The organism is Paenibacillus agaridevorans (assembly GCF_018604145.1).
Classification (GTDB): Bacteria; Bacillota; Bacilli; order Paenibacillales; family Paenibacillaceae; genus Pristimantibacillus; species Pristimantibacillus agaridevorans.
In genome coordinates, this window is sequence record NZ_CP075889.1 from 3,152,757 (window position 1) to 3,165,871 (window position 13,115).

At 57.1% G+C, this 13,115-nt stretch carries 4 protein-coding genes; 2 read left to right on the plus strand and 2 right to left on the minus strand.

What is annotated here, in order from left to right; all coding sequences use genetic code 11:
- Positions 1 to 14: 14 nt before the first annotated feature.
- Positions 15 to 8,321 (plus strand): glycoside hydrolase family 94 protein, encoded by an 8,307-nt coding sequence (locus tag KJW29_RS13560; protein WP_214630157.1) that lies wholly within the window; start codon positions 15 to 17, stop codon positions 8,319 to 8,321.
- A gap of 1,079 nt (positions 8,322 to 9,400) precedes the next feature.
- Positions 9,401 to 10,471, plus strand: coding sequence for a serine hydrolase domain-containing protein (locus KJW29_RS13565; RefSeq protein ID WP_214630158.1), 1,071 nt, complete (start codon positions 9,401 to 9,403; stop codon positions 10,469 to 10,471).
- Between the two features lie 265 nt (positions 10,472 to 10,736).
- On the opposite strand, the gene KJW29_RS13570 is transcribed toward KJW29_RS13565, so the two are convergent.
- Together KJW29_RS13570 and KJW29_RS13575 are read right to left on the minus strand one after the other, a co-directional pair.
- A complete protein-coding gene (locus KJW29_RS13570; RefSeq protein WP_214630159.1) occupies positions 10,737 to 11,837 on the minus strand; it encodes an ABC transporter permease in 1,101 nt (366 codons plus the stop codon).
- Entirely contained in the window at positions 11,837 to 13,114 is a 1,278-nt protein-coding gene (locus KJW29_RS13575; protein ID WP_214630160.1) for an ABC transporter permease, read from the minus strand. Before KJW29_RS13575 ends, KJW29_RS13570 begins: the two co-directional genes overlap by 1 nt.
- Position 13,115 lies beyond the last annotated feature (1 nt).

A 13,115-nucleotide genomic window follows, 5' to 3' on the forward strand; every position in this document is an offset into this window, starting at 1 on the left:
GGGGGATTATTGGAATGGAAATGAATCTGGAAAAAATGCGGGAGCTCGCGCACAGGCTTGCTCTGGAGCATGATCCCAGCGGCAAAAGGATTTCTTCGGCAGCGCTGTGGAACCGAATGGAGGAGGATATTCGGGAGCTTCGCGCGTATATTGCCGAATTAAACAACGGAAGCACGGTCTGCGGGCAACCTGCCGATGAGTGGCTGCTCGACCATTCCGAGTTTCTCGAAGCCGAGCTGGGGGAAATTCGCGAAGCGCTGGCGGATTTTCCGGCCAAGCGGCTGCCAACGCTGGAAACCGGCGCCCGAACTCGGGCTGCTTCTCTTTGCGAATCCTACCTGGCCTATGGCGACGGGGTGCTGGACGAAAATATATTCGCCGAATTCCTCGATGCCTATCAGGAGGTGGCCGTTCTTACAGCGGCGGAAGCCTGGTCGCTGCCGCTCTTCCTCAAGATGGAGCTCGTCCGCAAGCTGGCTTCAGTCGTGGAGCCTCTGCAGGAGCGGCGAAACGTCTGCGACCAGGTGGAAAAAATGCTCGCGGGCATACCCGCTTCCGAGCTGACGCCAGAGACGTTCAAGGCCGCCCTTGATGCGGAACGTGTGGAGCTTCCTCTCTCCGGCGCTATGATCGTTCATTTGATCAAACATTTGCGGGATCATGCCGAGGACACCGCCCATGTCGGGGAATGGCTTGTCTGCAAGCTGGAGAACCCGCCGGAAGATCTGGACTCCATCCTCTCATATGAATACCGATTGCAAGCCGAATACCAAGTCAGCGCCGGCAATGTCATAAGCAGCTTAAGGAAGCTCTCCCGCTGGGACTTTAGCGAGCTTTTCGAGCGCATCAGCATCATAGAACGCACGCTTCGGACGGAACAAGCCGGGGATTATGCCCGACTGGACAGCGGGAGCCGCCATACGTTGCGCCATCGCGTAGAGCTTCTCGCCCGCCGAATGGCCGTGCCGGAAAATCTGGTTGCGACCGAAGCCGTAAGACTGGCCGACGAGGCTTATTCGATGCAAGCATTGGGGTCATCCGACGATACCGGGTCGATGCAGCTGCCATCCAGACCTTGCTTTGCCGCATTCTATTTGTTGGATGCGCGCGGCATGCGGCTGCTGCAGGCCGCTCTCAAGCTATGCGGCAAAACCGGGGCTCTGCCGCAGGCCGGCTTCAAACGCCGTGCCTCGGGCTTATATATGCAGCTGCTCGCGTTAGGCACATTAACCGTTCTGGCCGTTTCCCTGACGGTCACCGTCGGCGGCTTACAGGCGCCTGCTTCTGCAGGCAGTCTGGCGCTGGCATTCGCGCTGCTGCTGATTCCCGCCAGCGAATGGGCGGTTACAGCCGTACATTGGCTGATCGAACGCGTCACCAGACCCGATCGTCTGCTTCGCTACGACTTCTCCAAAGGCGTGCCGGAAGATGCGGCCACGATAGTCGTCATTCCCGTCATTTGGAGTCGGGGGGACCATGTTGCCGCAACGCTGGACAGACTGGAGCTGCATTATCTCGCCAATCGGGATCCTCATATCCGCTTCGGCATATTAAGCGATTTCCAGGACGCCGCGGAAGAGAAGCTGCCAGAGGATGAAGAGCTGCTTCGCATCGCCCGATCGGGCATCGATCGGCTCAACCGGAAATATCCGGATACCTCCTTCCATCTCTTCCATCGCAAGCGTCAATGGAATCCCTCCGAACGGACATGGATGGGCTGGGAGCGCAAGCGGGGCAAGCTGGAGGAATTCGTCAAGCTGCTGCAAGGCGATCGCCATACCAGCTTCGATACCGTAATCGGCGACGAATCCCGGCTCGGCGAGATCCGATATGTCATTACTCTCGACGGGGATACGAGACTTCCGCTGGAGAGCGCTCGCCGCATGATCGGCGCGATCCACTTGCCTTACAACCGCGCGCGCCTCGATGAGAGCGGGCGGAAGGTCGTTGAAGGTTACGGCGTGCTCCAGCCGCGCATCGGCATGACATACGAGAGCGCGCACAAGTCGAGACTGACGGCGCTGTTTGCATCCGAGCCCGGACTAGATCCTTACGCCTTTGCGGTATCGGACCCTTACCAGGACGCCATCGGGCAAGGCATATTCACCGGCAAAGGCATCTTGGACGTGGATGTCTTTCACCGCGTGCTGGGCGGACGAATTCCGGAAAACGCCGTGCTCAGCCACGATTTGCTGGAAGGCGGCTTCCTTCGGGCGGGTCTGCTGTCGGATATCGAGCTGATCGACGATCACCCGCCAACCTTTCTGGCGCAGCAGAAAAGGTTGCATCGATGGACGCGCGGCGACTGGCAGCTGCTGCCATGGCTAGCCAACTCGGCGCGCAACGCCCGCGGCGAACGTATTCCGACCGCCTTGTCGCTCATGACGCGCTGGCAGATTGCCGACAATATGCGCCGCAGCTTGCTGCAGCCCGCGCTGATGGCTTTGCTGCTGCTGGCGGGACCGCTGCCCGGCTTTGCCATGGCATGGTATGGCATCGTGCTGCTGACACTGCTGCTTCCGGTGTTCCGCGCGCTGTTGTCCGTCTCGCACTGGATTCGCCGTCCATCCGCTTTGTTGCGATCAGCCGCCCATGCCTGCCTCACTCTTTTGACGCTCCCTTTCCAAAGCGCCATGCTGCTCGACGGAATAATACGAACGCTGTATCGGCTGCTGCTGACCAGACGGCGGCTGCTGGAATGGACGAGCCAAGCCGAAGTCGAGCGGATAGCCGACAGCAAAGGCGCGCCGCCTCTGTCGGCAATGGCTGGCGGTTACGCGCTGACCGCACTTATGGCCGCAAGCGTGCTGATGGCGCCGGGGATATCGTCCGCTGCAACGACGATCGGTCTCGTCTTGGCGCTGTTGTGGTGCACCGCTCCGCTCGTCGTGAAATGGCTCGACGGCTCTCCCGAACGCGCGGAGTCCGGTTTCTCGGAAAAACAACACCAAGAGCTTTTTAAGCTGGCCAGCGATATTTGGTCCTTTTACGAGGATTACGTGACGGAGGGAGACAACTGGCTCCCGCCGGACAATGTCCAGATCGAACCGGACCGAGGCATCGCTCACCGGACCTCCCCTACCAATATCGGGATGTACGCGTTATGCGCGGTCGCGGCCAGAGACTTCGGCTTTATCGATACGGAAGGTCTTATCGTGCGCCTGGAGCGGACGATCGGGACGATGGAACGCATGGAGAAGTGGGACGGCCATCTCTACAACTGGTATGATACGGAGTCCCTTGCTCCTCTGCAGCCCGTGTATGTCTCGACGGTGGATTCCGGTAATCTGGTCGCCTCGCTTATAGCGGTTAAGGAAGGTCTGCTGGAATGGATGCAGGCGGACTGGGGCAGTAACGCCGAGGGGACTCGTCAGCAAGAGTCCGGCCGTTACGGGGGCGGCCGCTTCGAGGTCGCTTTCGCCGGCGAGCTAGGCTCGCGGGGAGGCTCCGAGCTGATGAGCCGCGGCAGTCGTTTGCTTGCGCGAATCGACGCTCTGGCGCGGGATACGGACTTCCGTGCGCTTTACGATCCGCGAAGCAACCTGTTCTCGCTCGGCTACCATGTCACCAGACGCGAGCGCGACGAGGTTTTGTATGACCTGCTGGCTTCGGAAGCGCGGCAGGCAAGCTTCGTCGCAATCGCCATGGGACAGGTTCCCGTCTCGCATTGGAACGCGCTTGGCAGGACGATGACCAAGGTTTCCGGGAAACCTGCATTGCTCTCGTGGTCCGGCACGATGTTCGAATATATGATGCCATGGCTGCTTATGCGCACCTATCGGAATACCGTCTGGGACAGCACCTACAAGGCCGTTGTCAACCGCCAGATCCAATACGCCAAGGAGCGCCGCGTGCCATTTGGCATATCCGAGTCGGGCTACTTCGCCTTCGATCATCAATTGAATTATCAGTACCGTGCATTCGGCGTGCCGGGACTGGGCTTCAAGCGCGGTCTGGAGCAGGATCTCGTCTTGGCGCCATATGCCACGATTATGGCCCTTCCTTACGCTCCCGCCGAAGGGATGCTTGCGCTGGGCCAAATGGATAAGCTCGGGGGACGAGGCCAGTACGGTTATTATGAAGCGCTGGACTTTACTCCACGCCGGCTCAAGCAGGACGGCAAACACGCCGTCATTTTGAGCTTTATGGCGCATCATCAAGGCATGAGCATGCTCACCTTGTCGAACCTGCTGCTGCCGCAATCCATGATCGACCGCTTTCATCGCAACAAGGAGGTTCGCGCCGCCGAGCTGCTGCTGCAGGAACGGATACCGAGCCGTACCAAGCTGATCCGCCATCCCTCCCTGCATCGGCTGCAGGAAGAGCGCGAGACGAAGGAAACGGCGAACGAGCCTGTTCGCGAATTCAAATCGCCGCATACGGCCGCTCCTGAAGCATGCGTATTATCCAACGGACGCTTTAGCACCGTCGTTACGGCAAGCGGCAGCGGATACAGCAGTTATGAAGGCTTGCTCGTATCGCGCTGGAGAGAAGATCCCGTGCGTGATTCATGGGGCACCTTCATCTACATTCGGGATGTCTCGTCAGGGAGCGTGTGGTCCCCCTCCTTTCAGCCTTGCCGTACGGATATGCAGGATCTTCGCGTCCGGTTCGAGCCGGACAAAGCAACGTTCGAGCAAAGCTTCGACGAGGTTTCCGCCCGGATGGAAATATGCGTATCGCCCGAGAGCGACGCCGAGGTCCGGCGCATTACGCTGACGAACAACGGCAGCGAGCCCAAGCTGCTGGAAGTAACCACCTTCGTGGAGCTCGCCCTGGCGAACCCCATCGCGGACGAGGCCCACACCGCATTCAGCAAGCTGTTCATTCGTACCGCCTATGAGGAGAGCAGCGGCTGTCTCGTTGCCAGCCGCCGCAAAAGGGAGGCGAAGGAACAAGCGTTATGGGCCGCCCACTCCCTCAGCGCGGAAGGAACGACGGTCGGCGGGTTGGAGTTCGAAACCGACCGCATGGCGTTTATCGGTCGAGGTTATCAGCTCGAGGAGCCCCAAAGCATTCGGACTCGTCTTAAGGGGAAGACGGGCTCCGTCGCCGATCCAGCCTTCGTTATGCGCAGGCGCGTCGGGATCGAGCCGGGGCGACAAGTCGTTCTTTACGCGGTGACCTCCGTGGCTGCGACTAGAGAAGCCGCCTTGGACGGGGCCTCGAGTCTGACGAAGTCTCACACGGCGGAGCGTGCCTTCCAGCTTGCCTGGACTCGCAGCCGCATCGAGCTGCGCAGTCTCGGCCTGGAGCTTGCGGACGCCTTTGTCTTCCAGCGGCTGGCCGCCCAAGTGCTTTATACGCCGCCCCTCAGCGGCGAGCGGGCCCAGCGGATCGAGGCTAATGTTAAAGGGCAGCCAGGCCTCTGGGCATTCGGCATCTCTGGCGACAGACCTCTCGTCGCCGCGGAGATCGACAGTCGGAGCCGGATGCCCTTTATAATGAAGCTGCTGGCGGGACACGAATATTTGCGCAGACTCGGCATCCGTTTCGATCTCGCTCTCCTCAACGGATCGGAGGAGGGATACGAACAGGAACTGCAGGACGCGCTTAGCCGGGCGGTTGAGCATGGCGTAGACCGATTCGGAGCCGGTCATGGCAGCATAGTCGTACTCCCGGCCAAGCAGCTGTCGGCGGACAATCTGACGCTCATACTTGCCGTTGCACGATTGACCCTGAAGGCGAACGGACCATCCTTGGCCGTGCAGTTAAAGCTGCTTCGCCGCAGCGGCGAGGCCGGCGAAGGCTCCCGAGGCTTAAAGCGAGCCGCGGAACGCGGCCCTGGCAGGAAAGCTCGCGCCGGCGCAATAGCTGCCGAAGATTCCGAATCTGCGATGCTCCAGACTCGCGAAGACTTTTCGCAGAATCCCGAGGAGTCATCCGTCAGCGTCTCCCTCGACCCCAGGGATGTCTTGTTCTACAACGGCTGGGGCGGATTCGCGGCGGACGGCAAGCAATACAAGCTTTTGATCAAAGGCGGCAATCATCTTCCCGCGCCATGGATCAATGTTCTGTCCAATCCCGGGTTCGGAGCCATCGTATCGGAACTTGGCACGGGTTATACATTCTGGCGCAACAGTCGGGAATGCAAGCTGACTCCGTGGTCCAATGACCCTGTTCTCGACACGCCCGGCGAGCTCGGTTTCCTGCGGGACGAAGAGTCGAGTCTGGTTTGGACGCTTACGCCGTCAGCGGGTGCGAACGCAGCGTCGTACCTCGTCACGCACGGCCTTGGAAGCACGTCTTTCGAGCATAAACGCGGGGGTATTCGCCATGAGCTCTCGTTATTCGTGCCGATGGAGGATCCCGTCAAAATTATGCGGCTCAAGCTGCGCAACGACTCCGAAACGCCCAGGAAGCTGTCGGTTACGTATTATGCGGAATGGGTGATCGGCGTGCAGCGGCAGAGCAACGCCTCCTTCATCTCCAGCGAATGGGACGAGGATGCCAAAATCTTGACCGCGCAAAACCGTTATCAGGAAATATTCCGGGAAGCGACGCCTTTCCTCGGCATCTTCCCGGAACGGGCGGAAGGCGAAGATCAGGAAGTATCCTGGACATCCGATCAGCTCGGCTTCATCGGCCGCAACGGCAGCGTGCTCCAGCCAGCCGCACTGTCGCGCGCCAGACTGGACAAGCAAACCGGCGTTCATTACGCCAGCTGCGGAGCCGTTCAGCGCAAGCTGACCCTGCAGCCTGGCGAGGAAACGGAAGTGATCCTGCTGCTTGGATGCGGCACCTCCCGCAAACACGCCGCCGAGCTCGCGGAGCGTTACGCCAGCGCCAGCCGTTGCGACGAAGCCTGGCAGGAAACTTCGAGTTACTGGGCGGAGACGCTGGGCCAAATCGTCGTCGACACGCCTTCGCAGGAGACGAACATTCTGCTCAACGGCTGGCTGCTGTATCAATCGCTGGCTTGCCGGATGTGGGCCCGAACGGCCTTCTATCAAGCGGGCGGCGCATTCGGCTTCCGCGACCAACTGCAGGATTCTCTCGCTATCCTCCATACCAGACCGGAGCTGACGAGAAAACAAATTTTACTTAGCGCCTCCCATCAGTACGAGGAAGGAGACGTACAACACTGGTGGCACGAAGAGACAAGCCGCGGCATCCGCACCTTGTTTTCGGACGATCTGCTCTGGCTTCCGTACACCGTCAGCCGGTACATCGAGCATACGGGGGACGCCACAATTCTGGATGAGCTTGTCCCTTACATTACAAGCGACACGCTGCGGGAAGGCGAACATGAACGGTACGAGGAGACGATCCGTTCGTCTCATAGCGGAACGGTCTACGAGCATTGCGTCAGAGCCGTCGATAAGGCACGATCGCGAATCGGCGAGCATGGCTTGCCGCACATTGGCGTCGGCGACTGGAACGACGGCATGAATCTCGTCGGTGACGAAGGCCGCGGCGAAAGCGTCTGGCTGGGCTGGTTCCTATGCGAAGTACTGCGCAGGCTTGAGCCGTTATGCGTGTCGCGCGGAGAGCGGGATCGGGGCGAGAAGTACCTCCTCGAGCGGGACAAGCTGGCGGACGCGATACATGAGCATGGATGGGATGGTCAATGGTACCGAAGAGCCTTTACGGACGGGGGCACCTGGCTCGGCTCGCTTTACAATGAGGAATGCCGAATCGACGCCATCGCGCAGTCCTGGTCCGTCATCTCCGGCGCCGCGCCGGAGGATCGGGCGCTGCAAGCGATGCAATCGTTCGATCGCGAGCTCGTCGACCGCGAGATGTCGGTCGTGCGCCTGCTGACGCCGCCTTTCGATCGGACCGAGCCGAGCCCCGGCTATATCCAGGGGTATCCGCCGGGCATCCGCGAGAACGGCGCACAGTACACGCACGGCGTCATCTGGAGCATCGTCGCCTGGAGCAAGCTGGGCCGCGGCGACAAGGCGTTCGAGCTGTTCCGCATGCTCAATCCCATCAACCATACGCGGACCGACCGCGAGGTTCGGACCTATTACGGCGAACCTTACGTTATGGCGGCGGATGTGTATACGGCCGAGCCGCATCAGGGCCATGCGGGCTGGACCTGGTATACCGGCGCCTCCAGTTGGATGTACCAAAGCGGCATCGAATGGATTCTCGGCATTCGCAAGTTAGGCGACAAGCTTTACTTAAATCCTTGCGTGCCGTCCGATTGGCCGGGCTTTAAGGTCGCCTACCGATTCGGCGAGACCCGTTATCTGCTGGATTTCAAGCGGGAGCATAACGAAGGCGCCTCGTTCGATCTGGAGGCGGGACCCGAAGCCTATATAGAACTGGAAGATCGGGGCGGTGAACATGCCGTTTCGATTAAGCTGACATAGCGACTGCAACATGAAACAAAGAGCGACTGCAACATGAAACAAAGAGAAACGGCCACACCGTCCTCTGGCGTTTCCATAAAGCTGACATAGCGACTGCAACATGAAACAAGGCGAAACGGTTGCGCCGTCCTCTGACGTTTCCATAAAGCTGACATAAGTGTCTGCAGCATGTAACAAGCGGCTGCACCGTCCTCTGGCAGAGCTGTCCTCCGGCAGCGCAGGTCGTTCCATTCCGGTCATTCCAAGCCCCAATAAGCTGCAAACTTATAAATGGCTAGCGTTTAACAACCGGCGGTATCAGGATTTGGCAATTGCCACCCTGTGCCGCTTTTTTTCGTCAGCGCGTTGCTCAAACTTCCCGTCCCAATGAAATTGTGCAAAGATGAAATTGCGGGCAAGTGTCCGGTAAAAAATGAACGGGAGCAACTGTAACGGAACTGAAAGGCGTTATTTCGGCAAAAAGCAGCACTTCGCAAATCTAAAGGAACTGACAGCTCTTATGATGGGCAAAAGTCCGCAGTTTGCCTGGATTTCTCACGAATAACGTCGCAGAGTTCCGTTTAGATTTAAATATCACGCCAAACGATCCATATAAGGGCCCCCATTTCCGTTAACAGGCGGGCCATGATTGATTGCAGCTTCATTTCCAGTTTTGCACACAATGAATCGACGGCCTCTCATAGGACGTTATTCGCAACTTTCTGCACATTTGTACATTTCTCCCCAATTTCTTTGAACAAATGGGGCCCTGTACAGCAAATTGTACGAAAATACACAAATTCTCGCTTCCTATCGACCTTCGGAAACTCGTTGAATCTTTATTTGTGTATATATGTACAAATGTACGAAAAAATGGCTCTGACTTCATCTTAAATGTGTATTTTCGCTCAATTGTTGTATCGTTTGTTAAAATAGCCAAAGGCGTATGCTTGCACTAGCTCTCCAACACCGGTACTCCAGCGTTCCAGCTCTCCAGCACTCAAAAACTCCTGCAAACCGTGCCCCTTATCCCCAAAAGGATCGGCAACCGACTCGTCGAATAACCATAATACGATCAATGATCAAAAGGGGATGGTCTCGTGGAACACATACTGGATAACGTGATGCAGGAAAAGAACGTCGATCGCTGGAGCAACGCTCCGGGTCACCGATTAGCGATTGGCTTAATCGATAAGGCAGGGACTCGCTACTGGCGCAATGGACAATGGCTGACTGAGCCGGATGCTGATCACGCGGAATCGTTATACGAAGTCGGCTCCATAACCAAAACAATGACCGGCTTCCTGCTCGCCATAGGCGAGCAGGAAGGCATTTGGAGCGTCGACAACAAACTCTCCGATCTCGCGCCTGAATTGACGGGCAGTCCTTTCGCCTCCGCAACGACCTTGCGTCAGCTAGCGACCCATACGGCGGGCCTGCCGAGAATGCCCGGCAACTTCAGGGCCACGATAACGGATAAACAGAATCCATATGCGAGTTACTCGGATCAGCATATAACGGAGGCCGTATTAGCGGAACCTTTGAAATCCGGCAATCGGCATGCCTATTCCAACTATGGCTTCGGCCTTCTGGGCTGGATTCTGGCCAAGCGGTTAAATATGAGCTTGTCTCATGCCTTCAACGAACGATTGTTTCAACCGCTAGGCATGATGCATACGCTGCTCCGTTCCGGCGCGCCTGCCCCGGCTGCGGGAGGACTTGTTCCGGTATACAATGCCAAAGGAATCTCCGTTCCGCATTGGGACTTCCAGGACACGATGGCAGGCGCAGGCGCCGTATGCTCCACCGTGCCGGATATGCTTCATTACCTGAAAACCAACCTGCATCCCGAGAACACACCGTTCCCCGAAGCTATCGCCGAATGCCAAAGGGAACATTATTCGATTTTTGCCAGCAGAGGAATTGGAGTCGGATACAGCTGGATGTTCTACAAAGAGCAGGACGGGTCGACGACGCATTGGCATAACGGAGGCACATATGGCTCCAGCAGCTTCGCGGCCTTTAACCGCGACAAAGGCAAAGGGCTCGTCGTCTTGTCTAATCGGGGCTCCGACGTTTGGAGTCAGATTCCTTTCATTGGCAAGCGCAAACTGAGCGTCGACAAGCTCGCGCGCATGCTACTGGACGGCTTCTACCGAATGTCGGACTGAGTTGGTCCTCATGAACAAAGCGATGCTACAGGAAACGTATTCCTTCCATTGCTTCAAATGTGTGCTACAGCAAAGCGTCACGCTAGCCTCTCCCCGGCTAACAACAAAACTGCCCCAAGATCATATTTGACCTCGGGGCAGCCTCGTCATACGTTAGTTTGCTACTGTCGGCATAAAACTTTTGGAATTTCGCTTATTGAGGTTGTCAGTTTAACTTATAGAGCGTCTATCTTATCAAGCATGCTCTCCTAACGTTGCTCATCCGTCACCTGTTTCTCTCCACCAAATTAATGCCGATGCCCATAAACAGCACGGTGACTAAAAGCAGCTTCGCAATTGGCAAATACAGCTCGGTCCAGCCGAAGTCGTGCATGGAGATGCCAATCATGACATCCATGGCATGCGACAGCGGGAATAGTTGCGCAAAGGCTTGAAGGATCGCGTTATCGAATACGCCCGGCGGCATGTATGCTCCGCTGATAAGGGGAATAACCGGAATGATCGATGGATAGATCATGTTGAATTTCTCCGGCGTGCGCGTAATTCCCGTGAACAGCATGGCCATAGCCACGACCGAAACGACGTAGAGGAGCGATACGGCCAGCAGCTCTCCATAGCGGTCGCCGATGGCGAATCCGAATCCGAAACGAAGGATCGCAAGCACAAGAACGACCTGTATGAAGCCAATAATCGTGCTGTATGACAGATGGCCCATGTACATGGCTGTTTTGCTCAGAGGCGAAAGCACCATCCGATCCCATATGCCCGATGTCTTCTCGGCGTTGATCGCGTTGATCTTGAAGCCGATCGTGAACATGACGACGAACAAGGCGAACGCAAAGGTCAACTGGAGACCCATATTATAGGATTCAACGCTCCCCCCATCGGGGGAGGCGAGCTCCATAGTCAGCGGAGGATTCTCCAGGTAGCGCAAGACGTCTTCGCGAAAACCGCTCGGACTGCCGGCAGCTTCCATGGCGGAGCGAATCTGCAGTTCCTCCTTGTAGACGCTCGCTACTTGGCTCTCCAGAAGCTGGACGTTGTAATCGTTCACGGAAGCCAGGATGCGAAAGTCTTCGGCCATTAAGCGTACGGCTGCCGCCGATCGCCCTTCCTGCACATTCTTTCTGACTTCTTCTTCTTCCAACATGCGGAACACGAACGCTTCGCTTTCGTTCAATCGGGCAACAAGCAGAGAGGCTTGCTCTTCCGGCATTCCGGCATCGGAGAATACGTCGACCTTCAAGCTGCCTCCGTTGCTCGAGCCGAAGAGGAGGACGGCCAAAACGCTAAGCACGATAAATAACATGAGAACGTAGGGCGAGCGTCTTTCCTTCATCCATTGCGATAACATGACGGCCGACATCAGATCCGCCCCTTTCTCGGAAACATGGCGATTCCGATGATGATAGCCGCTACGGAAAAGATCAGCAGCAATGCCGTAGATTTATATAGATCAGGCACGATACCTTGTTGGATCCAGTCCGTGTATGCCGCCAGCGCCATCCCGTTCGGCGTCCATTCGCCGATCCCGCGCATCCAGTCCGGAAGCACGTACACCGGCACGAATCCGCCGCCCAGCGTACCGAACACCATGACGACGATCATCATCAAACCGCTGGCCGAATCCTCTTTCAACCGGAACGTAATCGATGTAAAGATGGTAGCTAAACCCGCCATTCCGATGCAATAAACCGTCAAAAGCGCCGAAACGCCAAGCCAGAATGACAGCGATTCGCCAGGGAATAGGTTCAATACAAAGTGGCAAACAAGAAACGCGATAACAGCCTGCAGCATCGTCATACAGAAGGTAGACATCGCCTTCCCCGCAACATACTGAACGGGCCGTGCTCCTGACAGCAAGATACGCTGGAAAACATGTTCCCTCTTCTCCGTCATCGCCTTGGTCGCCGTCGTCATGGCCATAAACATGGAGAACAGGACGCTCATGGACAACGTAAAATATTGACTGGACGTAATGATGCGGAAACCTTCTACCTGTTCGATTCCGCCTATTGGCGCAAGGGCTGCGTCGACTCCTCCCGTTGGCACGAAACCGGAAGCCTTCATAACGGTATCGATAGCCATGGAGAAATTGAGCGAGCGGTAATAATCACCGAGCACATCGCGAAGAACGTCCAGCTCCATGGAGGTTTCCTCGGCTGTTATCCGAAGCGGCACGGTCTCCTCTTGCCCTAGCAGCATGCCGCCAAGACCCGATTGCGTGTATCCAGCCGGTATCGTCACGATGGCTGTCCATTTTCCGTTCTCAAGCTGACCGAGCGCCGCTGCCGCATCTGTCTCCACGACCTCTGCGATGCCCCGGAACTCCTCGCTGTCCAACAATCCTCTCAGAAGCAAAACCGGATTCAAGTCATCCGCCGCCGCCGCGAGAGCAGCGATCTCCCCTTCCGTCCTGCCTGATCCGCCCAGCGATTCCTTAAACGCCGCAATTCCGCTCGCTGCATCATCCTCTACCACAAAACCGATCTTCATATGAATGGAAGGCGTCTCGTTGCCGAACCAGTTCGGTAACGCAAAGCTCATCACGAAGATGAGAACAAGCGGCATAAGGATGGCGATCAGTAATTCCTTTCGATCTCGCCAGTAGGTCAGAAAATCTTTCCGAAAAAAAATATCCATA

Bases quoted from the DNA above. Each gene is read 5' to 3' on its own strand.
- KJW29_RS13560 (WP_214630157.1), top strand. From the start codon at position 15: ATGGAAATGAATCTGGAAAAAATGCGGGAGCTCGCGCACAGGCTTGCT.
- KJW29_RS13570 (WP_214630159.1), bottom strand. From the start codon at position 11,837: ATGTCGGCCGTCATGTTATCGCAATGGATGAAGGAAAGACGCTCGCCC.
- KJW29_RS13575 (WP_214630160.1), bottom strand. From the start codon at position 13,114: ATGGATATTTTTTTTCGGAAAGATTTTCTGACCTACTGGCGAGATCGA.